General features: G+C 70.4%; 26 protein-coding genes. 7 read left to right on the forward strand and 19 right to left on the reverse strand.

Annotation, left to right across the window (positions count from 1 at the left end):
* The first annotated feature begins 136 nt into the window (after window positions 1-136).
* A complete protein-coding gene (locus tag ACK1X7_RS35475) occupies window positions 137-1,171 on the forward strand; it encodes a CDP-alcohol phosphatidyltransferase family protein (protein WP_413116127.1) in 1,035 nt (344 codons plus the stop codon).
* Here ACK1X7_RS35475 and erm read toward each other — a convergent pair.
* The 3 genes from erm to ACK1X7_RS35490 all read right to left on the reverse strand — a co-directional run bounded on the left by erm (window position 1,075) and on the right by ACK1X7_RS35490 (window position 4,838).
* Window positions 1,075-1,968, reverse strand: a complete 894-nt coding sequence (gene erm / locus ACK1X7_RS35480) for an ErmE/ErmH/ErmO/ErmR family 23S rRNA (adenine(2058)-N(6))-methyltransferase (protein ID WP_413116128.1) — start codon at window positions 1,966-1,968, stop codon at window positions 1,075-1,077. The two genes, ACK1X7_RS35475 and erm, sit on opposite strands and share 97 nt — an antisense overlap.
* 231 nt (window positions 1,969-2,199) lie before the next feature.
* The gene (locus ACK1X7_RS35485; protein ID WP_382949670.1) at window positions 2,200-2,361 is read right to left on the reverse strand and encodes a hypothetical protein; all 162 of its coding nucleotides are present in this window, start codon (window positions 2,359-2,361) and stop codon (window positions 2,200-2,202) included.
* Between the two features lie 197 nt (window positions 2,362-2,558).
* On the reverse strand, window positions 2,559-4,838 hold the full coding sequence (locus tag ACK1X7_RS35490) for an MMPL family transporter (protein ID WP_413116129.1): 2,280 nt from the start codon (window positions 4,836-4,838) through the stop codon (window positions 2,559-2,561).
* Window positions 4,839-5,221: 383 nt separating this feature from the next.
* Here ACK1X7_RS35490 and ACK1X7_RS35495 point away from each other — a divergent pair, with 383 nt between their 5' ends.
* Entirely contained in the window at window positions 5,222-6,442 is a 1,221-nt protein-coding gene (locus tag ACK1X7_RS35495; RefSeq protein ID WP_385142823.1) for a S8 family peptidase, read from the forward strand.
* 117 nt (window positions 6,443-6,559) lie between these two features.
* On the opposite strand, the gene ACK1X7_RS35500 is transcribed toward ACK1X7_RS35495, so the two are convergent.
* The gene (locus ACK1X7_RS35500; protein ID WP_413116935.1) at window positions 6,560-7,147 is read right to left on the reverse strand and encodes a Uma2 family endonuclease; all 588 of its coding nucleotides are present in this window, start codon (window positions 7,145-7,147) and stop codon (window positions 6,560-6,562) included.
* A gap of 150 nt (window positions 7,148-7,297) precedes the next feature.
* Window positions 7,298-8,851 (reverse strand): phosphodiester glycosidase family protein, encoded by a 1,554-nt coding sequence (locus ACK1X7_RS35505; RefSeq protein WP_413116130.1) that lies wholly within the window; start codon window positions 8,849-8,851, stop codon window positions 7,298-7,300.
* Window positions 8,852-9,026: 175 nt separating this feature from the next.
* Between ACK1X7_RS35505 and ACK1X7_RS35510 the strand changes: the two genes are divergently transcribed.
* Window positions 9,027-10,190, forward strand: coding sequence for a serine hydrolase domain-containing protein (locus ACK1X7_RS35510; RefSeq protein ID WP_385138060.1), 1,164 nt, complete (start codon window positions 9,027-9,029; stop codon window positions 10,188-10,190).
* Window positions 10,191-10,199: 9 nt separating this feature from the next.
* Here ACK1X7_RS35510 and ACK1X7_RS35515 read toward each other — a convergent pair whose 3' ends face one another.
* The gene (locus tag ACK1X7_RS35515) at window positions 10,200-10,403 is read right to left on the reverse strand and encodes a DUF397 domain-containing protein (RefSeq protein WP_385138058.1); all 204 of its coding nucleotides are present in this window, start codon (window positions 10,401-10,403) and stop codon (window positions 10,200-10,202) included.
* 11 nt (window positions 10,404-10,414) lie between these two features.
* A complete protein-coding gene (locus ACK1X7_RS35520; RefSeq protein ID WP_413116131.1) occupies window positions 10,415-11,206 on the reverse strand; it encodes a helix-turn-helix domain-containing protein in 792 nt (263 codons plus the stop codon).
* Window positions 11,207-11,440: 234 nt separating this feature from the next.
* On the opposite strand from ACK1X7_RS35520, the gene ACK1X7_RS35525 reads away from it, so the two are divergent.
* Window positions 11,441-11,767, forward strand: coding sequence for a hypothetical protein (locus tag ACK1X7_RS35525; RefSeq protein ID WP_390792796.1), 327 nt, complete (start codon window positions 11,441-11,443; stop codon window positions 11,765-11,767).
* A gap of 167 nt (window positions 11,768-11,934) precedes the next feature.
* Window positions 11,935-12,009, forward strand: a complete 75-nt coding sequence (locus ACK1X7_RS35530; protein ID WP_382950030.1) for a hypothetical protein — start codon at window positions 11,935-11,937, stop codon at window positions 12,007-12,009.
* A gap of 93 nt (window positions 12,010-12,102) precedes the next feature.
* Here the strand turns inward: ACK1X7_RS35530 and ACK1X7_RS35535 are convergent, their stop codons facing one another.
* From ACK1X7_RS35535 to ACK1X7_RS35590, 12 genes are all read right to left on the reverse strand, one after another.
* On the reverse strand, window positions 12,103-12,855 hold the full coding sequence (locus ACK1X7_RS35535) for a sirohydrochlorin chelatase (protein ID WP_385138052.1): 753 nt from the start codon (window positions 12,853-12,855) through the stop codon (window positions 12,103-12,105).
* 42 nt (window positions 12,856-12,897) lie between these two features.
* Window positions 12,898-13,878, reverse strand: coding sequence for an ABC transporter permease (locus ACK1X7_RS35540; protein ID WP_385138051.1), 981 nt, complete (start codon window positions 13,876-13,878; stop codon window positions 12,898-12,900).
* Entirely contained in the window at window positions 13,865-14,689 is an 825-nt protein-coding gene (locus tag ACK1X7_RS35545) for an ABC transporter ATP-binding protein (RefSeq protein ID WP_361499853.1), read from the reverse strand. Before ACK1X7_RS35545 ends, ACK1X7_RS35540 begins: the two co-directional genes overlap by 14 nt.
* Before the next feature lie 76 nt (window positions 14,690-14,765).
* Entirely contained in the window at window positions 14,766-15,923 is a 1,158-nt protein-coding gene (locus ACK1X7_RS35550) for an ABC transporter substrate-binding protein (protein WP_390792797.1), read from the reverse strand.
* 201 nt (window positions 15,924-16,124) lie between these two features.
* Window positions 16,125-17,492: a sulfate adenylyltransferase subunit 1 gene (locus ACK1X7_RS35555; protein ID WP_385138045.1), complete on the reverse strand. Its 1,368-nt coding sequence runs from the start codon at window positions 17,490-17,492 to the stop codon at window positions 16,125-16,127.
* A gap of 2 nt (window positions 17,493-17,494) precedes the next feature.
* Window positions 17,495-18,433 (reverse strand): sulfate adenylyltransferase subunit CysD, encoded by a 939-nt coding sequence (gene cysD / locus ACK1X7_RS35560; protein WP_363995197.1) that lies wholly within the window; start codon window positions 18,431-18,433, stop codon window positions 17,495-17,497.
* Between the two features lie 130 nt (window positions 18,434-18,563).
* Window positions 18,564-19,136 (reverse strand): adenylyl-sulfate kinase, encoded by a 573-nt coding sequence (cysC, locus tag ACK1X7_RS35565; RefSeq protein WP_390792883.1) that lies wholly within the window; start codon window positions 19,134-19,136, stop codon window positions 18,564-18,566.
* The gene (locus ACK1X7_RS35570; protein ID WP_413116132.1) at window positions 19,136-19,834 is read right to left on the reverse strand and encodes a phosphoadenylyl-sulfate reductase; all 699 of its coding nucleotides are present in this window, start codon (window positions 19,832-19,834) and stop codon (window positions 19,136-19,138) included. Before ACK1X7_RS35570 ends, cysC begins: the two co-directional genes overlap by 1 nt.
* Window positions 19,831-20,016 carry a hypothetical protein gene (locus ACK1X7_RS35575; protein ID WP_385138043.1) on the reverse strand — a complete coding sequence of 62 codons (186 nt, stop codon included), beginning with the start codon at window positions 20,014-20,016 and terminating at the stop codon, window positions 19,831-19,833. The genes ACK1X7_RS35570 and ACK1X7_RS35575 overlap by 4 nt, the downstream gene beginning before the upstream one ends.
* Entirely contained in the window at window positions 20,013-21,707 is a 1,695-nt protein-coding gene (locus tag ACK1X7_RS35580) for a nitrite/sulfite reductase (RefSeq protein ID WP_385138041.1), read from the reverse strand. Before ACK1X7_RS35580 ends, ACK1X7_RS35575 begins: the two co-directional genes overlap by 4 nt.
* 225 nt (window positions 21,708-21,932) lie before the next feature.
* Window positions 21,933-22,016, reverse strand: coding sequence for a putative leader peptide (locus tag ACK1X7_RS35585; protein ID WP_309471194.1), 84 nt, complete (start codon window positions 22,014-22,016; stop codon window positions 21,933-21,935).
* 92 nt (window positions 22,017-22,108) lie between these two features.
* On the reverse strand, window positions 22,109-22,642 hold the full coding sequence (locus tag ACK1X7_RS35590) for a GNAT family N-acetyltransferase (protein ID WP_385138039.1): 534 nt from the start codon (window positions 22,640-22,642) through the stop codon (window positions 22,109-22,111).
* Between the two features lie 73 nt (window positions 22,643-22,715).
* Here ACK1X7_RS35590 and ACK1X7_RS35595 point away from each other — a divergent pair, with 73 nt between their 5' ends.
* Window positions 22,716-23,933, forward strand: a complete 1,218-nt coding sequence (locus tag ACK1X7_RS35595) for a helix-turn-helix domain-containing protein (RefSeq protein ID WP_413116133.1) — start codon at window positions 22,716-22,718, stop codon at window positions 23,931-23,933.
* A gap of 193 nt (window positions 23,934-24,126) precedes the next feature.
* Window positions 24,127-24,681, forward strand: coding sequence for a hypothetical protein (locus ACK1X7_RS35600; protein WP_361502085.1), 555 nt, complete (start codon window positions 24,127-24,129; stop codon window positions 24,679-24,681).
* The last annotated feature ends 1 nt before the right edge of the window (window position 24,682 follow it).

A 24,682-nucleotide genomic window follows, 5' to 3' on the forward strand; every position in this document is an offset into this window, starting at 1 on the left:
CTGGCCGTGCCATGGACCCGGTCCCCCCAGCAGACCGTTACCCCTCGGCAAAGGTTGCCCTTGCCTCATCTTGTCTCTTCCCTTAACGGCTTCTTACCTTCAGGTGAATTCGTGTCTAACGCCAGAAAGATTGACCATGCCCCGAGACATACCGCCGCTCGCCGAGGTCCGCCGGATCACCGAGAAGAAGCGAGACGCGTGGTGGACCGTCATGCTCGTGGACCCGGTGGCCACACCGCTGGTCCGCTGGATCGCCAGGCACACCCGGGCCACCCCCAACCAGCTCACCTGGGGTGCGTTCCTGGTGGGCCTCGGCTCCGCCGCGTGCTTCGCTCAGGGCGACTGGAGATGGCTGCTGCTCGGGGCCGTGCTCTACCACGTGAGCTTCATCTTCGACTGCATGGACGGCAAGCTGGCGCGGCTGACCGGCACCGGCTCGGTCTTCGGGGCCTGGCTGGACTTCGTCTTCGACCGGATCCGGGTCCTGGTCTGCTCGGTCGCCCTGATGGGCGGCCAGTACGCGCGCACCGACGACGTCCTGTATCTGTGGCTGGCGCTGGCCGTCGCGTCCCTGGACTCGCTGCGCTACATCGACTCGCTGGAGATCTTCAAGATCCGGCATGGGATGCGCAAGCAGATCAAGGCCCGGATGCGGGCGGCCCGCAAGGCCGAGAACCAGGCCGAGCTGGCCTTCATGGAGGACCTGCTGCGGGAGAACCCCGAGGCCGATCTGGAGACGGACCGCGACACGGTGGCTCCGTTGGAGCCGGTGGCGTCACTGGAAGCCACGGCGGCTGACGCCGACACGGCACCCCTGGACGCCACGGCACCCCTGGACGCCACGGCGGCCCGGCGCCGCCCCGCCGTCGTCGATCTGCACCAGGAGTTCCGGCGCCGCTTCCCGTGGTGGGTCCGGTGCCGGAACTTCCTGCTGCGCCACCGCATCCGCGCTCATCTCATCAGTGGCATCGAGTTTCAGATGGGCGTGTTCATCATCGGCCCGGCCGTCGACGCGGTGGTGGCGACGACCGTCGTATCGGGTGTGCTGCTGCTCGTCTTCGAGCTGGCCATCATCTACAAGTTGCTGTTGTCCACCCGGGACTTCACCCGCACCATCGACTCCTTCGAGACGCCCGATCGCGTTCCGGTCACCACCTCGGTCAACCCCTGAGCGAGGACCAGCCACTGCTCCGGCGTCACATACGCCACCACCACGTCCCGCCCCAGCCCGGCCGCCCGGAACGCCCGGTCCAGCGCGCGGGCGGGACAGCTCCGGCGCAGTGACGCGTGGAGCGAGCCGCCGAGCCCGGTGAAGCCCAGCTCGACCAGTTCCGCGTAGGCGGACCGGGCCGCCGGGTCGGTGAGCAGCGGGCGTGGCCGCCGGGTCAGCCGCAGGATCCCGCCGTCGACCGCGGGCACCGGCCGGCAGGCGGCGCGCGCCACCCGCCCGCACAGCCGCCACTCGACCTCCGGCCAGGTCCGTAGGGTCAGCAGGGACCAGCGGCCGTAGTCCCCGGTGCGCTTGCGGGCGTACTCCGCCTGCGTGAGCAGCGTCGCGGAGGTCAGCCTGGGCATCGCCCGCAGCGCCCAGGCCACGATCTCGGCGGTGCGGGCGTAGGGCACATTGCCGACCAGGGCGAACGGCTCGCTCGGCGGCGCCGCGGCCAGGAAGTCCTGATGCACCACCCGGACCCGCGGATACCGGGCGAGCCGCTCCCGCAGTCCCGGGATCAGATGCCGGTCGATCTCATAGCTGATCAGCTCACGGCAGCGCGGCGCCAGCGCCTCGGTGAGCACCCCCTTGCCCGCGCCGACCTCCACCAGGAGATCGCCGGGCCCGGGGCGGGCGGCGCGTACGACGCGGGCGACGGCGCCCGGGTCGATGAGGAAGTTCTGCCCGTACGCGCGCCTCGCGCGGTCGCGTTCGGTGCGGCGGGGGACAGGGGGTTGATGTCGATTGCGGGCCACGGCCACGGTCCTTTGGGAGCCGGGCGGGCGGCAGCAGCGCGGAACGGGCCCTGCCGCCCGTCCCGGAACGAGTGATTCCTGGACTGGCGGGGGCCCTGGCCGAGGGCGCGTGGGGGTAAGGGATCGGCTCACCGCGAGGGATCGGCTCACCGCGAGGAATCAGCTCACAGGGAGGGATCGGCTCACCGCGAGAGACGATCGGAAACCGGGCGAGTCAGCGGTTCGGGCCGCTCACAGACTCATGGGGATACCGGGCGCGTCCGGGCCGGCCAGGGCACCGGGGCCGCGCCGCGGGCGGCGGGTAAGCGAAGGCGAGAAGCGCGCACACGCCACCCGGGCACAGCCGCGGGTGTTGACGCGGGTGAACACGCCGATGCCGGGACTTCCGCCCATCGGTCGCTCCTCCCATGCGCGCGTACGCGAACGTCGCGTATGCGGATCTCCGCCGTATCCCCGCACCGTAGGGACCGGGTACGCCCAGCCGCAACGCCTTTTCCCCTCCCGACTCCTCAAGACGCCGAACCGGCCACACGGTCCGAAGACCATGTGACCGGTTGACTGTTGCGCGGTTGCGTGGGCGCCTGGAGCGGTCAGACCCTGGCGTGCCGGGGCCGGTCGTCCGCGCCTGGCCTCGCGTGGGCACCCACCACGGCGGTGGGCCGCTGGGCCGGGGCGGGCTCGTCGTGGGCGAGGTCCGGGAGCCACCGCAGCCACTTCGGCAGGTACCAGTTGCGCTCGCCCAGCAGCAGCATCGCGGCCGGGAGGAGCACCCCTCGGATGACGGTGGCGTCGATGAGGACCGCGGCCGCGAGGCCCACGCCCATCTGCTTCATGGACTGCATCGACAGCGTGCCGAAGATGGAGAACACGGCGACCATGATGACGGCGGCGCTGGTGACCACGCCCGCCGTGGTCACGACACCGTGCACCACCGCGTCCTTGGTGTTGCGCCCGGCCAGGCGCGCCTCGCGGATCCGGGAGACCACGAAGACGTGGTAGTCCATGCTCAGCCCGAACAGGATCACGAAGAGGAACAGCGGCAGCCACGAGACGATCGCGCCCACGCCCTCCGCGCCCACCAGCCCCGCGCCCCAGCCGTGCTGGAAGACCGCGGTGAGGATGCCGTACGCGGCGCCCACCGACAGCAGGTTGAGCACGATGGAGGTCACCGCGATGGTGAGCGACCGGAAGGACATCAGCATCAGCAGGAAGGCGAAGACCACCACGAAGGCGAAGACCGGGGGGACGGCCGAGCCGAGCTTGTCGTTGAAGTCCTTGGAGGAGGCGGTCGAACCGCCGATGGGGGCGTCCAGCCCGTCCACCGTGCCGAGCGTCGCCGGGCGCACCTCGTCCCGCAGTACGTTCAGGCTCTTCTCGGCCTTGCCCTCGTCCGAGCCGCCGATCAGCGGGACCTCCACCACGGCCACGTTCTGCTCCCGGTGGACGGTCACCTCGACCGGGCCCTTGGAGGCGCCTTTCGCCACGGCCTCGGTACGGAACCGGGCCAGGGCGTCGCGTACCGGCGCCGCGTCGATGTCGTCCGCCTTCACCACGACCTTGGCCGGGTCGGACCCGCCCGGGAACGCCTCGTCGATGTGGTTGTACGCGGTGACGACCGGCAGCCGGTCGCCGAACTCCTGGTCCAGGGTGAGGTTCGCGGTGTTCATCCCCACGGCGGGGACGGCCAGCGCGATCAGCGCGCCACTGGCGAGGGCCAGCGACAGCTTGGGACGGCGCAGCACCGGGCCGAGGACGGTGCGCCAGACCCGGCTCTCGCCGCCGCCGCGCCGCTTGGCGCGGGCCAGGAACGGTATCCGGCCCTTCTCCACCCGCTCACCGAGCAGCGAGAGCAGCGCGGGCAGCACCGTCACCGAGCCGACCATCGCCACCGCCACCACCATCAAGGTGGCGAGCCCCATCGCCTTGAACTCGGCGATCCCGGTGAAGAGCATGCCCGCCATCGCCACGATCACCGTGACACCGGAGACCAGGACGGCGCGGCCGGAGGTGGCCGCCGCGATCCGCAGCGCGGTCTGCGCATCCCGTCCGGCGGCGCGCTCCTCACGCTCCCGGCGCAGGTAGAACAGGCAGTAGTCGACGCCGACGGCCAGCCCCACCAGCAGCATCACGGAGTTGGCGGTGTCGCTCATGTGCACCCAGTGGCTGACCACCGCCACCAGACCGGTGGTGGCAAGGAACGCCGTCATCGCGAGCACGACCGGCAGCAGGGCGGCCACCAGCGCACCGAAGACGATCAGCAGAATGCCCAGGGCCACCGGCAGCGCGGAGAACTCGGCCTGGGTGAAGTCGTCGCCGAACGCGTCGTCGAATGCCTTCTGGCCGCTGGCGTCGCCGAACTCCTCGATCCGCAGGTCCTGGTGGCGGTCCTTGGCCTTGTCCACCGCGTCCAGGACCGGCTGGATGTGCTCGGACGCCTTCTCCGGGTCGCCGCGCATCTCGAACTGCACCAGCGCGGAGCGCCGGTCGGCGGAGATGGTCTTGGTCTCGTACGGGGATCGGAGGGCGGTCACCTTGCCGGTGTCGCGTACGCCGGAAATCACCGCGTCGACCGCCTTGTGGAAGGCCGGGTCGTTCGCGGTGAGTCCGCCGCCCTTCGCCTGGATCAGGACGGTTTCCCCGGCCGCGGAGTCAATGCCCGCCTCGTCGAGGATCGTCGAGACGCGCCCGGACTCGCCGGGAACCTGCTCGCTGTCCGTTACATCCACCCGGCCCGTCATCGAGCCGACGGCCAGGGCGAGGATGACCAGCAGCACCCAGCCCCCGACCGCCGCCCATCGGTGACGGGCGCTCCAACTGCCCGCGCGGGCGGCTATCCCGCGCGGCCTCTCCAAGCGGCCTGTGTCCGCCACGACATCCCCTTATGCCCTGGTGGCGGAACGTCCCCGCCACTCATGGATGACGCTAGGCCGCGGCGGTGGGCCGACCCATCCTGCTGACCGGTGAACCCTCCGGTGGTTCCCTCCATCCGAAGAAGGGGGGACAGCCCTACCCTCCCTGATGCGAGCCCCTTACACGCAAAGCGCGTTGACCTTGAGGTCGGGGAGCGGTCGAAGCGCAGAACGTTGCCTATGTCACACATCCGTGGGGATCTTGAATTGACCCGTACTCATCAGTCAGGGTTTTGTCAGAACCGGAGTGGCCCCAACACACTCCGGATCTGACGCACTTGAGGGATCGGACGCGATCCGGGTGCGGATTACCCCCCACAACCGCACGAGGAGGAACCCTCGTCATGGCAGTTCACAAGCAGCGCAACGCGCGTCGACTCGGCCTCGCCGTAGCCGCCGCGACCGCCGTCACCGCCGGTGTCTTCGTGGCCGTTCCGGCCGGGGCCACCACCGCGAAGCCCGCTGAGGGCACCGTCTACGGCACCCAGTCGAAGAGCGCCGTGGACGGCAGCTACATCGTCATGCTCAAGGGCGGCAAGACCGTCAAGGCCGCCTCGGAGGGCAAGGACCTCGCCGAGCAGTACGGCGGCAAGCTGAGCCGCTCCTACGACTCCGCCATCAACGGCTTCTCGGCCAGCGGGCTGAGCGACACCGAGGCCAAGCGGCTGGCCGCCGACCCGTCGGTCGCCAAGGTGGTCCAGAACCACCGCTACACGGTCAAGGGCACCCAGGAGAACCCGCCGTCGTGGGGCCTGGACCGTATCGACCAGGAGGACACCGAGGGCGACAAGGCGTACAACTACCCGGACAGCGCGGGTGAGGGCGTCACCGCCTACGTCATCGACACCGGTGTCCGCACCAGCCACAAGGACTTCGAGGGCCGGGCCACGTCCGGCTTCGACGCGGTCGACAACGACGACAGCGCCGACGACGGCAACGGCCACGGCACCCACGTGGCCGGCACCATCGCCGGAGCCGAGCACGGCGTCGCCAAGAAGGCCAAGGTCGTCGCGGTGCGCGTGCTGGACGACCAGGGCTCGGGCACCACCGAGCAGGTCGTCGCGGGCATCGACTGGGTCACCGAGCACCACGAGGGCCCGTCCGTCGCCAACATGAGCCTGGGCGGCACCCCCGACGAGGCCCTCGACGCCGCCGTGCAGAAGGCCATCGACTCCGGTGTCACCTTCGCCGTGGCGGCGGGCAACGAGTCCTCCGACGCCAGCCAGAGCTCTCCCGCCCGGGTGAAGGACGCGATCACGGTCGCCTCCAGCACCGACAAGGACGAGCAGTCCGACTTCTCCAACTACGGCGACGTGGTGGACATCTACGCCCCCGGCTCGGACATCACCTCCGACTGGAACACCGGCGACGACGCCACCAACACCATCTCCGGTACGTCGATGGCCACCCCGCACGTCGTGGGCGCCGCCGCCGTCTACCTCAGCGGCCACCAGGACGCCAAGCCGGCCGACGTGGCGAAGGCGCTGACGGACGGCGCGACCGCCGACAAGATCTCCAACCCGGGCGACGGCACGCCGAACAAGCTGCTGAAGGTCGTCGAGTAAGTCTCATACGGCTGAAGTGATCAGTCCCAGGGGCGCAACCGGGCAGCCGGTTGCGCCCCTGGGCATGCTGAACGCGGTTCGTGCGCTACCGAGATGGCCGAGGTGCAGGCCCCGGAGTCAGCCTTCCAACTCGCGGCGCACGGCGTCGAGATCCAGGTCGACGGTGAACACTCCGGCGACGTCGACTGACTGCTTTCCTGTGACCGTGGCCACCTCGCGGTAGGTGGCCACGTCCAACTCGTGCACCACCACACGCACATCCGGCTCCATCTCGACCCGCCAATAGACGGGTACCTTCGCCTGGGCGTAGAGCGCGGGCTTGAGGATGCGATCGGCGGCCCGGTTGAACGGCGACACGATCTCTCCCAGAAGCACCGCAGCCTCGAGCGGCGCAGCCAGTGTGCCGCGTGGAGCGGCGGCACGGTCGACGACGGCGATGTCGGGAATGAAGAGTCTCGATTCCCCCGTCACGTTCACCGCTTCGCCGGAGCGGAACGGCGCGCCTGACCGGGCCAGGGCGGCCTTGATCTGGCTGTGCAATTCGGAAGACACCGTCTGGTGGTCCCAGTCGGGGGCAGGGGACAGCATGAGGACACCGTCCACGAGTTCGAAGCGGGCGCGTGCCGGATGCTCCGAGAGCGCAAGGACGTCCTCGACCGTCCAGGGGCCTTCGTGATCGTCGACTCGCGTCTCAGCGACGCTCATGATCGCCACCACCGCCTCCTCGTGTGTTCCCTGGCTCCAGCATGGCACGCAGCTCTGACGACTGCCGACGCTTCCAGCCCGAGCCGTGAGGTGGCGGCCAGAACGGGTGAATGTCACCCACAGGAGTGAGCCGAACACGAGCGCGACCCGCTACGGCAGTACCTGGACCGTGTCGCCCACCGCGCGTTCGCCCGTCGCGTCGGAGGTGATGTTGGCGAGCTTGCCGTTGACCGCCATGGCGGTGGAGCCGCCGCCGTCCAGGTTGAGGGCCTGGACGGCGCCCTGGGAGCGCATGAAGCGGGCGGCCTCCTCCAGGGTGAAGCCCTCGCTCACACCGGGCTGCCGGCCGTCCACCGTGGCCAGGATCAGCCGCCCCTCCTTGTCGAGCCCGGCCATCGTGCGGGGCTGCCGCACATTCGACCAGGCGTAGCCGAAGGAGAGGTTCTTCGGGTCGAGGGTGCCCTCGGTGGCGGCGTCGATGGCGATACGGCCGTCCTTCACCAGCGTGGGGGCGGCGCTGACGATGCTGTCGTCGGAGTCGAGCCGGACCCGGCGGCCGGAGGTGTCCCGGACGACCTCCTCCAGCGCGATCCGCTCGCCACGCACGGCGTGGGCCGTCAGCCAGTCGGACGCGGCGCCGATGCCCTGGAGCACGGAGCCCCCGGCCGGGACCGTGCCGCCGCGCGGGCCGGTGGAGACCACCCGGCCGTCGGCGTCGAGCACCACCTGGGTGCCGGGCCCGGTGGGCAGTTCGGCGCGGAACCTCGGGGTGAACTTCACCAGGTCGTCGGCCTCGGAACAGGTCAGATCCTGCCGGGGCAGCTCGGTCGGAGTGGCCCCGGGGCGGCCGCAGTTGCGCACCTTGCCGGGCACCCGGTTGATGCCCTGCACCGCATATCTGGACGACCCCGCCCGCGCGGTGACCGTGCTGGTCAGGTCGGCGATACGAGCGTGCCGGCCGCCGTCCGCGAGGATCAGCGCGGCCCGCGAACCGGCGGCCATCGACTCCAGTTGCCCGTCGTACGCGGAGATTCCGGCCATCGTGCCCTGGACGCCGTCGGCGTCGGCGGTGACGAAGAAGCCACCGTTGACGGCGATCAGGGAGTGGCGCTTCGCGGCGACCGACGAGGTGGTCTCGCGGTCCGCCACGCTGCTGTCATGCGTGGCCGCCACGGTGCCGGTGAACCGGGCCGGGTCGATCACCGCCACATGGACGCTCTCCCGGTCGGCGGGCTGCTGCGCGTCGTAGCCGGTCCACTCCGCCACCGCCGTGAACCCGGCCGCGGCCACCTTCTCACGCGCGCCCTGCGCCTCACCGGAGGCGGCGTACGAGCCCACCCGCACTCGCCACCCCATGGTGCCGTGCGGGGTGTCCGCGTAGGCGGGCCACACCACGCGCTCGACGCGCGGCTCGAACCCCGCGTCGCGCAGCCGCCCCGCCGTGTCGTCCGCCCAAGCCCGGTCGCCCAGCGGCGCGGAACCCGGCCCCTGCACGGTGACCGTCCAGACCGGCTTGGCGTCCGCGTCCCCAAGAACCCCGGCCCGCATCCGCACCCCCGGGGCCACCGTCTCCGTCGTCCAGGACCCGGCATCCGGCGCCGCCAGCGCCGGGGGTTGGACGACCGCGACGACGACGGCGGCCCCCAGTGCGGCCCCCATCCGGACGCCGAGCCGACGGCGGACACTGCTCTCTTCGTTGCGCATGCCCGGAAGTCCAGCGCCGCCCGGGGGCCGGGCCGACACACACGGAGGGCGGTATGCGGAACGTACGGTGAACGGCCAGGGGGAATAGTCCGTGCGCGGGCGAGGTTCGGAAGCGGCACGAGCGCCGATAGTGACATCCGCGACGATGACAGACGATGACCACCGAGGAGTACTCGTGTCGACCGAGCAGAACGCACCCCAGGGGACCGTCGCCGAAGGCTTCGAACCCGTACGGCGGGAATTCGGCGCCGTCGCGGCGGCCGAAGGCGGCGACTACGCCGCCCAGTTAGTGGCGTACGTCGACGGTGAGCGGGTCGTGGACCTGTGGACCGGGCCGGAGATCACGGCGGACTCCCTGACCGGGGTCTTCTCCTCCACCAAGGGCGCGGCCCACCTGGTGGTGGCCCTGCTCGTCCAGGACGGCACCCTGGAGCTGGACCAGCGGGTGAGCCACTACTGGCCGGAGTTCGGGGTCGAGGGGAAACAGGACATCACTCTGCGCGATGTGCTGTCCCACCGGGCCGGAGTGGTCGGCGCCGACGCCGGTCTCCTCCCGGCGGAGCTCGCCGACGACCGTGTCATCGCCGAGCGCCTGGCCTCCCAGGCTCCGTACTGGCGACCGGGTACCGCCTTCGGCTATCACGCCCTGGTCATCGGGGCGCTCACCGGCGAGGTGGTCCGACGCGTCACCGGCCGGAGCATCCAGGAGCTGTTCGAGGCCCGCGTCCGCTCCCGTCACGACCTCGACTTCCACCTGGGACTGCCCGAGGAGCACGAACCACGCTTCCTCACCACGCTGCCCATGCTCCCCACCCCCGCGCAGCAGGCCGAACTCGACGCCGAAGAGACCGGTCCGCTGAGCCTGACCGGCATCGCCTTCAACCGCAACCACCCGCAGATGGTCGACCTCGCGGAACTGCCCAACCTCCGCGTCGTACGCGCCAAGGGCCCCTCCTCGTTCGGCGGCGTCGCTTCGGCGCGTGGTCTGGCCGGGATGTACGCGGCCGCGATCAGCGAACTCGACGGCAAGGCACCGCTCCTCAAGCCGGACACGGCCGCCGCCTTCGCGCAGATCCACTCGATCGGCTACGACCTCGTATCGCGCGCCCACAAAGCCTTCGGCCTCGGCTTCCAGGCCCTGTGCGACATCTACCCCGTCCTCGGCGCGGGCGCCTTCGGGCACGGCGGCGCCGCCGGCTCCCAGACCTTCGCCGACCCCCGCACCGGCCTGGCCTACGGCTACAACCGCCGCCGCTTCGCCTACCCGGGCGGCCCGGCCCCGGAGAACGAACGCCTGATCCGCGCGGTGCACGCGGCGGCCACGGCGGTGGCCCGCTAGCCCCGCCGGCTACCGCGCGAGGTGGTCGAGCGTCCCCGCCTTGACGGCGCGTATGAATCTTCCGAGTCGGCCCGGTGTGGTGGTGAGGATGTCGGCGGGCGTGTCGCTTTCCCGAATCCGTATCTCACGGCCCGCCGCGGCGACTTCGACACAGTCGTTGGTCTCACCAGGCCCGGAGAACGACGACTTCCGCCATGGCGCCGGATTTTCCATGATCCTGCCCTTCACAATTGCCGCATGATGGTGTGGATGAAGTCCTGAGACTTTTCCGCCGACAGGGAGAACGTCAGGGCCTTGTCGAGGAATGCGCGATACCGCGCGAGCTGCGACTCCGCATCCAGCAGGATAGGGCCGTGCGGCACATCGATATGTACGGTGTCCAGCCTCGGTACCGAGCCGTATGCGTACAGCACGGGGGTCCCGGCGCCGCCGAACCCTTCGGCATCGAACGGAACCACCCGGATGGTGACGCCGGGGCGCTCGCCTTGTTCCAGTATGAAGGCGAGTTGTCGGCGTGCTACGTCCCGGTTGGCGACGAGTGTCCGCAGGGCGGCTTCATGAATGACCGCTTCATACGCGGGAGGCGATCCGCTGTCGAGCACCTCCCGCCGTCGCATGCGGAACGCGACCAGCGCCTCCAATTGGCGTGGTGACGGCTGGGGAACCCCGTAGGCCATGAGCGCACGCGTGTAGTTGTCCACCTGGAGAAGCCCGGGGATGTAGACACCTTGGAAGGTGCGCAAACGGCGACATCGATGCTCTAGTTCGGCGAGATCCAGGGCTGCGTGCGCGAGTGTCCCCCGGTACTCCTCCCACCACCCCTTGTCGCGTTCCGCGGCCATGGCGACCAACTCGTCGATCAGCGCGTCGTCGAGGCAGGCGTAGTGCGTCGCCATTCCGCGCAGTCGCTCCTCGCTGACGCCCGCCCGTCCTGCCTCCACGTGGCTCATCTGGGCCGAGGTTGTTCCGACCCGTTCGGCCGCTTCTCGGGCGGTCAGGCCCGCCGCTTCACGCATCTTGCGCAGTTCGTTCCCAGCCGCTCCTGGCGTGCCGTGGGCTGACTCCTCACCGCCATGCCCGTTACCTCCGACTTCTCGACAACCCGACAGACGTTCGTCCCTTAGCTCCGTCGGCCCCCAACGCCCGCCACAAACTTGTGGCGGGCACAACTTTGTGGCGTACTTTACGTGACGCGCTCATCACGTAGCGATGAGCGGCAGCCGAAGCCTACTGTCCTCGTGGAGGCCCAGATGGAGACGCCGCACTCCCCAGAACTCTTCGACAAGGAACTCTGCGAACTCGTCCTCGCCGTCGCGCCCAGGCTCTTCGCCGTCGTCCAGGAATGCGAGGTGCGGCCCGGCCTGAAAGACGGGTGTGTCGCGGCGTGGGGGGTGGCCTTCCATGAGGGCCCCGTCCACGTGATCACGGCCGACGGCACCGGCCAGATGGTTCTCAACTCGCCGGAGCGGGCGCTTCGATGGTTCGCGCGAGGCGGCGGTGAGGACGGCGTGACGGCAAGGCTGGTGTGGCTCAGCCGCCCCGGGAGCGCGGTGCTCGACCATGACCAGGCCGCTTGACCGCCCTGGTCCTGGACTTCGTTGGTGCTCGCGCGGCTACGACAGCAGGTGGTCCAGGCAGAGGTTCAGCCCGGCCTCCAGGTGTTCCGCCGAGCCGGTGGAGAGCAGGACGGTGACACCGCCTTGGACGGTGGCGATCACGGCCGCGGCCGTGCGATCGGTACCCGCTGGCGGAGGCGGCGAGGGCCCACGCGGACATCGAGTCGCGTACGACCACCGGGAAACTACTGCTGTTCCCGTGACCGGTGGCCGCACGGCCCGACGGGAACCTGCCAGGACGAAAACGACAGAAGTGCCCTGGTGGGCCACCGCCCTGCGGTCGTTCCTGTGGCGTCTTAGGCCGTCAGCAGGGCCGGGGGTGCCGTGCGGGCCTCGTCGTAGCGGCGCAGCAGCAGGCGGGCCAGTTCCGGGGCGGGGCCCAGGACGGGGGCCAGGAGGTCGGCGCCCGCTGCCTCGGCGCCGCTCGCGATGCGGTCGGGGAGGCGGCCGGGGGCGATGACGTAGGGGGCCACGGCCACCCGGGCGACGCCGGCCGCGCGCAGGGCGCGGACGGCGTCCTCGGTGCGGGGAAGAGAGGCGGAGGCGAACGCGGGTCGCACGGCGCACCATCCGGTGTGCCGCCACTCCCGCGCGATTTCAGCGATCACCGCGATCGCCTCCGGGTCGGTGGAGCCCGCCGAGGCCAGGACGACCCCGGTCGACGGGCGGTCGGCGGGGCGCAGTCCCGCCTCGTGCAGGCGGCGTTCCAGGGCGTCCATGAGCAGCGGGGACGGGCCCAGGACCGCGGCCTGGCGGACGGACAGGCGGGGGTGGCGGGCCGTGGCCTCGCGCAGCACCGCCGGGATGTCGGTCTTGGCGTGGAAGGCGCGGGTCAGCAGCAGCGGGAGGGCGATCACCTCGGTGGCGTCCTCCGCGGCGAGCCGGGCCAGCACCTGCGGTACGCGCGGGGCGTTGAACTCCAGGAACGCCGCCTCCACCCGCAGCCCCGGCCGCAGCGACCGCACCCGCGCGCGCAGCGCGTCGACGGTCGCCGCATGGCGGGGGTCGCGGCTGCCGTGGGCGATGATCAGCAGGGTCGGGGCAGACATGGTGGCTTTCCGTTTGGCGGTTTTCCGGTCAGTGCTTTCCGTTCAGCGGGCGCTCGCCAGCAGGCCGCGGCTGCGCAGCACCCGGCGCTCGATCGGGGCGAAGATCAGCAGCTCGATGGCGATGCCGACGACGAGGATCATCAGGATGCCGAGGAGCACCCCCGCCATATCGGAGTTGTTGCGCTGGTTCTCCAGGTACTGGCCGAGCCCCAGGCCCAGGTCCGGGGACTTGGCGATGATCTCGGCGGCCATCAGCGAGCGCCAGGAGAAGGCCCAGCCCTGCTTGAGCCCGGCGACGTAACCCGGCAGCGCGGCGGGCAGCAGGATGTGCCGGGCGCTGACCAGGCCGCGGGCGCCGAGGGTGCGGCCGGCCCGCAGGAAGAGCGGGGGCACCTGGTCGATGCCGGCCACCAGCCCGTTGGCGATGGAGGGGACCGCGCCCAGCAGGATGACGGTGTACATCATCTGGTCGTTCAGGCCCAGCCAGATCACCGCGGGCGGCACCCAGGCGACCGAGGGCAGCGACTGGAGCCCGGACAGGATCGGGCCGAGACCGGCGCGGATGAACTTCACCCGGGCGACGATCAGACCCAGCGGGGTCGCGATCACCAGCGCGATGAGGAAGCCGAACAGACCGCGCGAGACGCTGGTCCAGACGATGTCGAACAGCTCGCCCTGAAGCCAGAGTTGGCGCAGCGCGTCCCAGACAAGACCCGGGTCGGGCAGCTTGTAGTCGTCGGTGACCTTCGCGAGGACGAGCACCTTCCACAGGGCCAGGACGACGGCCACGGCCACGATGGGCGGCAGCACCTTCTGGACCAGCACCTCGACCGGTGAGACCCGCTTGATCTGCACCGTGTCCAGGGCGTCCAGACCGGCCTCCAGGCCCGCCAGGTCCTGGGCGTTGCCCGCTTTCGCCTTCGCCGTGGACTTCTCCACGGACTTCTCTATGGACTGCCCGCCGCCGCTGCCGCCGTCGGCTTCGTCGACCGCGGTGCCGCGGGTGGTCTTACTGCTGGCCATGGCGGCGGATCTCCCCACGCAGTTCTTCGGTGATCTCAACGGACAGGTCGGCGACGGCCGCGTCCTCGATGCGGCGCGGCTGCGGAATGTCCACCGTCCACTCGCGGACGACCCGCCCCGGCCGGGAGGACAGCAGCACCACGCGTTCGGCCAGCCGCACCGCCTCGCGGACGTTGTGGGTCACGAACAGCACCGAGACGCCGGTCTCGCTCCAGATCCGGGTCAGCTCCTCGTGCAGCACATCGCGGGTGATGGCGTCGAGCGCGGCGAACGGCTCGTCCATCAGCAGCACGCTGGAGTCCTGCGCCAGCGCACGGGCCAGCGCCACGCGCTGCCGCATACCGCCGGACAGCTCGTGCACCCGCTTGCCGTAGGCGCCGCCGAGCCGCACCAGCTCCAGCAGCCGCTCGGCCTGCGGCCTGCGCTCCGCGCGCGGCACCCCGCGCAGCCGCAGCGCCAGCTCGATGTTCTTCCCCGCGGTCAGCCACGGGAACAGGGCGTGCTCCTGGAACATCAGGGCCGGCCGGCCGCCGGGGACCTCGATGGCCCCCGCGGACGGCTTGTCCAGGTCGGCGATCAGATTGAGCAGGGTCGACTTACCGCAGCCGGAAGCGCCCAGGATGCAGACGAACTCCCCGGGCCGCACCTGAAGGTTGATGTCCTCGAGTACGGCCTGGGCCGCTCCGGGACGGCCGAAGGACTTGTGGACGTGGGCGATCGATACGGATCCGGCGGGGTCGGCGGGGCCGGGTGAGCCCGCCGCCGCGGCGTCCGCCCGGTCGTCCTTCTCGGTGGTCAGCGCCGGGGACATCCGGTCACCTCCTGATGGATGGGTGCATGCGTACGTGCGTACCGTGCGTACCGTGCGTACGGGGACGGACGGGCGGCTACTTGACGCCGAGACCCGCGTCGGAGACGGTCGGCTTGCCCTCGGCCTTGAGGACCTTGTTCAGGGGGGCCAGGTCGTAGATGCCCTTGAGGTCGGGCTTCTCCAGAAGACCCGCCTGGACCGCGTGGGCCGCCTCGGTGTTCAGTGTCGAGGCCAGGGGGTCGTCGATGGCCTGGATGGACTTCCACGCCGGGTCGATCACCTCGGCGGGCAGCGGCTTGCCGGTCTCTTCCTTGAGCGCCGCGTTGGCCGCGTTCTTCGCCTGCTCGGGGTCGGCCTTGATGAAGGCGTTGGTCTTCACCGAGCCGCGCAGCACGGCCTCGACGACCTTCGGGTGCTCCTTGAGGAACTCCTGCCGGACGATCACATTCGTGATCACGAACTTCTTGTCCGGCCACAGCGAGGACTCGTCAAGCAGCACCTTGCCGCCCTCGGCGACCAGCTTGGACGCGGTCGGCTCGGGCACCCACGCGCCGTCGATGGCACCGGACTTGTACGCGTCGGGGGTGACCTTGTTGTCGGAGCGGACCACCGACACATCGCCCTTGCCGCTCTGGGCGTCGACCTTCCAGCCCTTGCTCGCGGCCCAGTTGAGGAAGGCCACGTCCTGGGTGTTGCCGAGCTGCGGGGTGGCGATCTTCTTGCCCTTGACGTCGTCGAGGGTCTTGATCTTCTTCGGGTTGACCACCAGCTTGACGCCGCCGGAGGCCGACCCGGAGATGATCCTGAGGTTGGAGCCGTGCGACTTCACATAGCCGTTGATGGCCGGTGAGGGGCCGATCCAGCCGATGTCGATGGAGCCCGCGTTGAGCGCCTCGATCTCGGACGGACCGGCGTTGAAGACGAACGGCGAGACCTTGGTGCCCTTGAGCTCCTGCTGGATCTGGCCGCCCTTGCGCAGGCCGACCAGCGCGGTGGCGTGGGTGAGGTTGGCGAAGTAGCCGACCTTCACCTTGTCCAGGCCGTCGATCTTCTCACCGCCGGCCGCGGGAAGGGCGGAGGACCCCTGGTCGTCGGTCTTCTTCTCCGATCCGTAGCCGCAGGCGCCCAGCGCGCCCATCAGCAGGGGAAGGACGGCCGCCGCCGCCAGGATCCGGGTGTGGCGGCGGGGGCGCTCGGCTGGTCGCGGGGCGAGCAGACGGTGGGCAGACGACACGGAGGTGTTCCTCTCGACGGGCCGGGGCGGCGTCAGAGGACGCCCGGCAGATCAGACGGTTTTCGGCGGCGGTGCTGGACGGGGGCGGACTGCGGCATCAGCGCGCACATCGTCCGACCCCGCCCTGACCGCTGCCGAGCGCCCCGCTGCCTACGCGGCCGCCCTCCTTGGCGAACGTCGAGAACACCTCACCGGCCATCGTCAGAAGTCCCATCCCTCGTCGTCCCGAGCCGCCTCGGCACCCTCGGACGACGCCGCGAAGGAGTCGCCCGCCATCCCGGCGGTCAGCGTGGTGCCGTCGGCCGGGTCGATCAGCAGGAAGGAACCGGTGCGCCGGGAGTCCTCGTACGCGTCCAGCGCCAGCGGCTCGGAGGTACGGAGCACGACCCGGCCGATGTCATTGGCGGCCAGCTCTCCCGGCGCCGGGTGATGCGACAGATCGGCCAGCGTCAGCCGCGACGGAATGTCCTTGATGATCGCCTTCATGGTGCGGGTGGTGTGCTTGAGCAGCACCCGGTCGCCCACTCGCAGCGGACGGTCGTGCAAATGGCAGACGGTGGCCTCGACGTCCTGGGTGGTCTCCGGGGCGTGGTCGCTCGGCGCGATCAGATCCCCGCGCGAGATGTCCAGGTCGTCGGCGAGCGTCACGGTCACCGACTGCGGGGCCCACGCCACGTCCACCATCGCGCCCAGCGCGTCGATCCCGGTGATGGTGCTCGTCCGGCCGGACGGCAGCACGGTGACGGCATCGCCCACACGCAGCACACCGGAGGCGATCTGGCCCGCGTAGCCGCGGTAGTCGGGGTGCTCGGTGGTCTGCGGACGGATCACGTACTGCACCGGGAAACGGGCCGGGTCCTGGGACGGGTCGGTGCCCACCGGCACGGTCTCCAGATGCTCCAGCACGGTCGGGCCGCCGTACCAGTCCATGTTCGCCGACGGGGTCACCACATTGTCCCCGGCGAGCGCCGAGATCGGGATGGCGGTGATCTCCGGGACGCCCAGCGAGGCCGCGTAGGTGGTGAACTCCTCGGCGATGGCCGCGAAGACCGGCTCCGCGTAGTCCACCAGGTCCATCTTGTTGACGGCGAGGACCACATGCGGGACCCGCAGCAGGGCGGCGACCGCGGCATGCCGCCGGGTCTGCTCCACCACGCCGTTGCGCGCGTCCACCAGGACGACCGCCAGCTCGGCGGTGGAGGCGCCGGTGACCATGTTGCGGGTGTACTGCACATGGCCGGGGGTGTCGGCGAGGATGAACCGCCGCTTGGGAGTGGCGAAGTAGCGGTAGGCGACATCGATGGTGATGCCCTGCTCCCGCTCCGCGCGCAGCCCGTCCGTCAGCAGCGCCAGATCCGGCGCCTCCTGGCCACGGCTGCGCGAGGCGTGTGCCACCGCCTCGAGCTGATCGGCCAGTACCGACTTGGAGTCGTGCAGCAGCCGGCCGACCAGGGTGGACTTGCCGTCGTCCACCGAACCCGCGGTGGCGAACCGCAGTTGCGAGGTGGCCGCGGACCGCTCCACGGCGGCCGCGGCGGCCTGCTCCTCGGACGTCAGATTGCTCGTCATCGTTAGAAGTACCCCTCGCGCTTGCGGTCCTCCATCGCGGCCTCCGACAGCTTGTCGTCGGCGCGGGTCGCACCCCGCTCGGTCAGCCGGGAGGCGGCTATCTCATCGATGACCTGCTCAATGGTCACCGCGTCCGATTCGACGGCACCGGTGCAGGACATGTCGCCCACGGTGCGGTAGCGCACCATGCGCCGCTCCACGGTCTCGTCGTCCTTCGGACCGCCCCACTCACCGGGCGCCAGCCACATGCCGCTGCGCCGGAAGACCTCACGCTCATGTGCGTAGTAGATCTGCGGCAGGTCGATCTTCTCCCGGGCGATGTACTGCCACACGTCCAGTTCGGTCCAGTTGGAGAGCGGGAAGACCCGGACATGCTCACCGGGGGAGTGCCGGCCGTTGTAGAGCTGCCACAGCTCCGGGCGCTGCCGCCGCGGGTCCCAGCCGCCGAACTCGTCACGGAGGGAGAACACCCGCTCCTTGGCGCGGGCCTTCTCCTCGTCCCGGCGGCCACCGCCGAAGACCGCGTCGAAGCGGTTCTTCTCGATGGCGTCCAGCAGCGGCACCGTCTGGAGCGGATTACGGGTCCCGTCCGGGCGCTCGCGCAGCCGGCCGTCGTCGATGAACTCCTGGACCGAGGCCACATGCAGCCGCAGCCCGTGCCGGGCCACCGTGTTGTCCCGGTACTCGATGACCTCGGGGAAGTTGTGGCCGGTGTCCACGTGCAGCAGCGAGAACGGCACCGCCGCCGGGGCGAACGCCTTGAGCGCGAGATGGAGCATGACGATGGAGTCCTTGCCACCGGAGAACAGGATCACCGGCCGCTCGAACTCACCCGCCACCTCACGGAAGATGTGCACCGCCTCGGACTCCAACGCGTCCAAGTGCGCGAGCGCGTACAGGCCCGCGCCCTCTTCCGCGTTGATCGCCGTCACGGTCGTCATGCCGCGCCCCTTTCGTTCGCTCGGCTGCGGTAGTAGCTTCCCGTCATATCGGCGGATTCCTCGCCGTGGGCACGGCCCCCGGGTGCGGGGAGCGTCATGGCCCGCGATGCGATGGCCGCGCGTGCGTGGCTCACAGCACTCCCCGTTCACTCAACAGCAACCGCACCTCGGCCGCCGACTCCTGCACGCTGTTCCTGTGGGTTTCGATGCGCAGATCCGGGTCGGCAGGGGCCTCGTAGGGGTCGTCCACACCGGTCAGCCCCGAGATCTCCCCCTTGGCCTGCTTCGCGTACAGCCCCTTCACATCCCGCTCCGAGCACACCTCCACCGACGTGGCGACATGCACCTCCAGATACGGGGTGCCCTCGCGCTGGTGGCGCTTGCGCACCGCCTCGCGGCTGTCCACATACGGCGCGATGACCGGCACCAGCACCGTGACACCGTGCGAGGCGAGCAACTCGGCGACGAAGCCGATGCGCTGGACGTTGGTGTGCCGGTCCTCGCGGGAGAAACCGAGCCCCGAGGAGAGGAACTCACGGATCTCGTCACCGTCGAGCACCTCCACCCGGCGGCCCTCGCCGCGCAGCCGCTCGGCCAGCGCATAGGCGATCGTGGTCTTTCCCGCGCTCGGCAGACCGGTCAGCCACACCGTGGCACCGGTGGTCGTGGGGGCGCTCATCTCGTTCTCCTGGTCGACAGCCATCAGCCGTGCAGCCCGCATTCGGTTTTATTGCTCCCCGCCCAGCGGCCGGACCGGATGTCCTCGCCCTCCAGAACCCGGCGGGTGCAGGGCGCGCAGCCTACCGAGGGATAGCCGTCCATCAGCAGGGGGTTGGTGAGCACACCGTGCTCGGCGATGTAGGCGTCGACATCCGCTTGGGTCCAGCGGGCGATCGGGGAGATCTTCACCTTACGGCGCCGCGCGTCCCAGCCAACGACCGGGGTGTTGGCGCGGGTTGGCGATTCGTCCCGACGCAATCCCGTGGCCCAGGCGTCATACTCCCGCAACCCCTCCTCGAGGGGCCGGACCTTGCGCAGCGCACAGCACAGGTCGGGGTCGCGGTCATGCAGCTCGGGACCGTACTCCGCGTCCTGCTCGGCCACCGTCTGACGGGGCGTCAGGGTGATGACGTTGACATCCATCACCGCGGCCACCGCGTCACGGGTGCCGATGGTCTCCGGGAAGTGGTAGCCGGTGTCGAGGAAGACCACATCGACACCGGGGAAGGCGCGGGAGGCGAGATGCGCCACCACCGCGTCCTCCATCGAGGAGGTGACGCAGAAACGCGATCCGAAGGTGTCCGCCGCCCAGCGCAGGATCTCCAGTGCGGGGGCGTCCTCGAGGTCGTGGCCCGCCTTCTCGGCGAGCCCCTCGAGGTCGGTGTGCGCAAGCCGGGTCATATCGCCGTGTCCCCTTCATCGACCGGGTCGCGCCGCAGGCCCTTGGCCAGCAGCCCGAGGAACGACAGGCGGAACGCTCGATTGCAGGACGCGCATTCCCACGCGCCATGCCCTTCCTCCGAAGGGCGCAGATCCTCGTCCCCGCAGTAGGGGCAGTAGAACGGGGCAGCACGTTCGCTCATTTGAGGGCCTCCTCACTGGCCCGTGCCGCCCAGGTGGCGAAGCGCTCGCCGTCCTCGCGCTGCTCCTGGAAGCGGTGCAGCAGCCGCTCCACATAGTCGGGGAGCTCGGCGGCGGTGACCTTCAGCCCGCGCACCTTGCGGCCGAAGCCCGGCTCCAGGCCCAGCGCGCCGCCCAGGTGCACCTGGTAGCCCTCGACCTGCTCGCCATTGGCGTCCATGACCAACTGGCCCTTGAGACCGATGTCCGCGACCTGGATACGGGCACAGGCGTTCGGGCAGCCGTTGAGGTTGATGGTGATCGGCTCGTCGAACTCGGGCAGCCGGCGCTCGAGCTCATCGATGAGCGAGGAGCCGCGCCCCTTGGTCTCGACGATCGCCAGCTTGCAGAACTCGATCCCGGTGCAGGCCATCGTGCCGCGCCGGAACGGGGACGGCTTGACCTGGAGGTCCAGCGCCTCCAGCCCCGCGACCAGCGACTCCACCTGGTCCTCGGTCACATCGAGCACAATCATCTTCTGCTCGACGGTGGTGGTCAGCCGCCCGGAGCCATGCGCCTCGGCCAGGTCGGCGATCTTGGTGAGGGTCGCCCCGTCCACCCGGCCGACGCGCGGCGCGAAGCCCACGTAGTAGCGGCCGTCCCGCTGGCGGTGGACGCCGATGTGGTCACGCCACCGCTGGACGGGCTCCTCGGGCGCCGGGCCGTCGATCAGCGGGCGCTTCAGGTACTCGTCCTCCAGCACCTGGCGGAACTTCTCCGGGCCCCAGTCGGCGACCAGGAACTTCAGCCGGGCGCGGGTGCGCAGCCGCCGGTAGCCGTAGTCGCGGAAGATCGAGACGACCCCGGCCCAGACCTCCGGGACCTCGTCCAGCGGGACCCAGGCGCCGAGCCGGACGCCGATCTTGGGGTTGGTGGACAGACCGCCGCCGACCCACAGATCGAAACCGGGGCCGTGCTCGGGGTGGCGCACCCCGACGAACGCGACGTCATTGATCTCGTGCACCACATCGAGCACCGGCGACCCGGAGATCGCGGTCTTGAACTTGCGCGGCAGGTTGGAGAACTCCTTGCTGCCGATGTAGCGACGGTGGATCTCGTCGATGGCGGAGGTGCCGTCGATGATCTCGTCCTCGGCGATCCCCGCGACCGGCGAGCCGACGATCACGCGCGGGGTGTCGCCGCACGCCTCGGTGGTGGACAGCCCGACGGCCTCCAGACGCTTCCAGATCTCGGGCACGTCCTCGATCCGGATCCAGTGGTACTGGACGTTCTGCCGGTCGGTGATGTCCGCGGTGCCGCGTGCGAACTCCTCCGAGATCTCGCCGACGACCCGGAGCTGCTCGGTGGTCAGCCGGCCGCCGTCGATCCGGACGCGCATCATGAAGTGCTCGTCGTCCAGCTCCTCCGGCTCCAGGATCGCGGTCTTGCCGCCGTCGATCCCGGGCTTGCGCTGGGTGTAAAGACCCCACCAGCGCATCCGGCCGCGCAGATCGGCGCCGTCGATGGAGTCGAATCCGCGATGGGCGTAGATCGTCTCAATGCGTGTCCGCACATTGAGACCGTCATCGTCCTTCTTGGTCTGCTCATTGCCGTTGAGGGGGGTGAAGTGCCCCGCGGCCCACTGGCCTTCGCCGCGGTGGCGTCCGGCCTTGCGGCGGGGCGTTGCGCTTGCGCGTTCCGGGGTGGCAGCCATGGCGGTGTATGTCCTTCGATGCGACTCTGGTGCGGCGGGTGCTACGTCGGCGCGCACCGTCTGACCTGCGCATGCGCAGGTGGGCAGGGTGTACGGCGGTGGCCGGTGCGAGATGCGGCGGGGGGATGTCGAGGCGTGCGCGCTCGCCCACGTCGTCGGGGGCGGCGAGGGGTGCGGGGGATGCGTTGGTGCTGCCCGGGGCTGGGGAGCCCTATGAGGTGCGGGTCAGCCCGCCGGACAGATGGCGCTGGACATGCGGCCGAGGTCGACGTGGCGTCGACTCACCAAGGCAATTCCAGCTCGAGACATGACGGAAGCGTCGCATGGTGGTCTCTGGCGAGTCCACCTTTATCCACTATGCGGACGAATCTGTCTCGTATCGCAAGACGCTGTGGTGTTGGTCACTCCTCGTCCGCGGTCTTGACGTCGAAGACCCGGAAGCCCCGGCGGCGGTAGTTGTCCAGCGCGTACGGCCCGTCCTTGCTGCATGTGTGCAGCCATACCCGCTTGGTCGGCACCCGGTCCGGCCAGCGCTCGGCCATGTCCCAGGCGCGGGAGGTCCCCCAGGTCAGCAGGTGCCCGCCGATGCGGCGGCCCCGGAAGGCGGGCAGCAGACCGAAGTACACGATCTCCACCACGCCCTCGTCCTGGCCCTCCAGCTCGATATACCCGGCCGGGGTCCCGCGCTCGTACGCCACCCAGGTCTCCACACCGGGCCGGTGCAGATGCTCCTCCCACGCCCCGCGCGACCACAGCAGCCGGTCGGTCCATGACACGTCCGAGCCCACCGAGGTGAAGAGGAAGTGGCTGAACTCCGGGCTCGGCACCTCGGCCCGGGCGATCCGCACCCCCGCCGTGGCGGGCGGCTCCTGGGCCGGGCTGAGATCCGAGGGAGCGGTCTGCTCCAGGTGCCAGGTGGTCACGCTGCTGCTCATGGTGGACAGATAACCATGGACGCCGTTGACTCGCCTTGACGGGTATCGCTCAAGCGGGGAGGGCGGGGACGGGGTGTCCGGGACCGGGGATGTGGAGGAGTTCGCGGAGCTGTTGCGCGAGCTCAAGGGCAGGACGAACCGGAGCTATGCGGCGCTGGCGGCCCGCAGCGGGGTGAGCGGCTCGGCGCTGCACCGCTACTGCTCGGGGGCGAGCGTGCCCGGCGACTACGACGTGATCGCACGCTTCGGCAAGGTGTGCGGGGCCAGTGGCGAGGAGCTGCTGGAGCTGCACCGGCGCTGGGTCCTGGCCGACGCCGAGCGCAAACGGGACGTCTCCCGCGCCCCGGCCGCCGTATCCGCCGCTCGGACGGGGGCCGGCGCGTCAGCCGTCCCGGCCCTCCCGGCCGTCTCAAGGAGCGAGACGGAGGCGGTGCCGGATGCCGAGACGGGGGCCGGCGTATTGCCGGAGCCGGAGCCGGGGCCGGGGCCGGAGCCGGAGCCGGAGCCGGGGCCGGAGCCGGAGAGCTTGGCCCCGGCCCCTGAACCCGCGCCCGCCCCGCCGCCGTGGCGCCGTCGGCCGCTGGTCGCCGTGCTCGCCCTGGCCGTGCTCACCGCCGGGGTGGCGGTCGCGCTGTTCATAGGGAAGGCGCTGATGTCGTCGGACGGCTCGGACGGGTCCTCCGACGATCGGCTGCTGCTGTCCTCCCGCTGTCCGGTCGTGGTGAGCATGGGGCAGTCGGACGCGTGTGTGCACGAGCTCCAGTCGCTGCTCGCCCGCGCGGGCGGCGAACTCGACATCGACGGGGCCTTCGGACCGGCCACCCAGATGCGGGTCGTGGTCTTCCAGCTCCGCACCGGGCTGACGGCGAACGGATCGGTGGACGAGCGGACGAAGCGGGCGCTCTACGAGAACGACGGGAAGCCGCTCGACACCTGGACGCCCGAGCGGGTCACCCGGCGCATCCGCGAGGTCTTCACCGAGGACCCCGACCGCGCGGTCGGCATCGCGGACTGCGCCTCGTACCTCGATCCCCTCTACACGCTGCCCAACGCCAACGCCACCCGGAACTGGGGCGTCTTCCAGCTCTACGACGGCACCCTGCGCAAGCTGGGCGGCACCCGGGAGCAGGCGCTGGACCCGGACTGGAACATCCGGGCGGCCCATCGGCTGTGGGCGCTCACCCAAGACTTCAGCGCCTGGAAAGCCTGCGACCGCGCCTATCGCGCCGGATCGAAGGAGGGCAAGGGCGCCAAGGAGACCAGGGGCGCCAAGGAGGCCAAGGGGAGCTGATCGCCGCTCCCGGCACCGCCCGGCATCCCATCGGCCATCCCAGCGCCCGCCGTCTTCGCAGCTCGCGGGCGGTTTCCGATCCCGCTGTCCCGATTTCCCCGGTCGGCCGCCCGCCCGACCCGCAGGGCTGGGATCGTGCTGCCGCCGTCCCGGACGGCCCACGGATCCGCAATTGAAGGAGACGAAGACGACCATGGCTGTGACCAGCACCCGGATCAGACTCGGCGCCCTGCTCGGCGGCGCGGTCCTCGCCACCACCGGCGTTCTCACCGCCCAGAGCGCGGTGGCCGCCCCCAGCGCCACCGTGGCCTCCGACGCCTCCTCCGCCGTCGCGGCGGCCAAGCTCAGCCACTCCGACGCGGCGAACCGGCTGCGCGGCGCCGGGATCTCCTGGACCTCCAGCGGGGGCTGCTCGGACCGCAACAACCCCACCTGCACCTCGTTCGAGCAGATCAACCTGACCAGTGTGCAGGGTGCCATCACCCTCAAGGGGGCCAGCGGCTGCGCGCTGACCATCACCGGTGGCACGGAGACCGGGCACGCCTCCGGTACGTACAGCCACTGGAACGGCTACAAGCTGGACTTCAGCCCCACGAGCTGCCTCAGCAACTACATCACCGGCACCTTCACCAACATCGGCCCGCGCCCCGGTGACGGCGCCCAGCAGTACAAGTCCGGCTCGGGCAACGTCTACGCGCGCGAGAGCAACCACTGGGACGTGACCTACTACAACTGCGGAGGCTGCTGAC

Source organism: Streptomyces sp. CY-1, assembly GCF_047218265.1.
GTDB lineage: Bacteria > Actinomycetota > Actinomycetes > Streptomycetales > Streptomycetaceae > Streptomyces > Streptomyces niphimycinicus.

Coding starts and splice junctions, on each gene's coding strand:
- ACK1X7_RS35475 (WP_413116127.1), top strand. CDS start 137: ATGCCCCGAGACATACCGCCGCTCGCCGAGGTCCGCCGGATCACCGAG.
- ACK1X7_RS35485 (WP_382949670.1), bottom strand. CDS start 2,361: ATGGGCGGAAGTCCCGGCATCGGCGTGTTCACCCGCGTCAACACCCGC.
- ACK1X7_RS35495 (WP_385142823.1), top strand. CDS start 5,222: ATGGCAGTTCACAAGCAGCGCAACGCGCGTCGACTCGGCCTCGCCGTA.
- ACK1X7_RS35500 (WP_413116935.1), bottom strand. CDS start 7,147: ATGAGCGTCGCTGAGACGCGAGTCGACGATCACGAAGGCCCCTGGACG.
- ACK1X7_RS35505 (WP_413116130.1), bottom strand. CDS start 8,851: ATGCGCAACGAAGAGAGCAGTGTCCGCCGTCGGCTCGGCGTCCGGATG.
- ACK1X7_RS35515 (WP_385138058.1), bottom strand. CDS start 10,403: ATGGAAAATCCGGCGCCATGGCGGAAGTCGTCGTTCTCCGGGCCTGGT.
- ACK1X7_RS35520 (WP_413116131.1), bottom strand. CDS start 11,206: ATGCGTGAAGCGGCGGGCCTGACCGCCCGAGAAGCGGCCGAACGGGTC.
- ACK1X7_RS35525 (WP_390792796.1), top strand. CDS start 11,441: ATGGAGACGCCGCACTCCCCAGAACTCTTCGACAAGGAACTCTGCGAA.
- ACK1X7_RS35535 (WP_385138052.1), bottom strand. CDS start 12,855: ATGTCTGCCCCGACCCTGCTGATCATCGCCCACGGCAGCCGCGACCCC.
- ACK1X7_RS35540 (WP_385138051.1), bottom strand. CDS start 13,878: ATGGCCAGCAGTAAGACCACCCGCGGCACCGCGGTCGACGAAGCCGAC.
- ACK1X7_RS35545 (WP_361499853.1), bottom strand. CDS start 14,689: ATGTCCCCGGCGCTGACCACCGAGAAGGACGACCGGGCGGACGCCGCG.
- ACK1X7_RS35555 (WP_385138045.1), bottom strand. CDS start 17,492: ATGACGAGCAATCTGACGTCCGAGGAGCAGGCCGCCGCGGCCGCCGTG.
- cysD (WP_363995197.1), bottom strand. CDS start 18,433: ATGACGACCGTGACGGCGATCAACGCGGAAGAGGGCGCGGGCCTGTAC.
- cysC (WP_390792883.1), bottom strand. CDS start 19,136: ATGGCTGTCGACCAGGAGAACGAGATGAGCGCCCCCACGACCACCGGT.
- ACK1X7_RS35570 (WP_413116132.1), bottom strand. CDS start 19,834: ATGACCCGGCTTGCGCACACCGACCTCGAGGGGCTCGCCGAGAAGGCG.
- ACK1X7_RS35575 (WP_385138043.1), bottom strand. CDS start 20,016: ATGAGCGAACGTGCTGCCCCGTTCTACTGCCCCTACTGCGGGGACGAG.
- ACK1X7_RS35580 (WP_385138041.1), bottom strand. CDS start 21,707: ATGGCTGCCACCCCGGAACGCGCAAGCGCAACGCCCCGCCGCAAGGCC.
- ACK1X7_RS35585 (WP_309471194.1), bottom strand. CDS start 22,016: ATGTCTCGAGCTGGAATTGCCTTGGTGAGTCGACGCCACGTCGACCTC.
- ACK1X7_RS35590 (WP_385138039.1), bottom strand. CDS start 22,642: ATGAGCAGCAGCGTGACCACCTGGCACCTGGAGCAGACCGCTCCCTCG.
- ACK1X7_RS35600 (WP_361502085.1), top strand. CDS start 24,127: ATGGCTGTGACCAGCACCCGGATCAGACTCGGCGCCCTGCTCGGCGGC.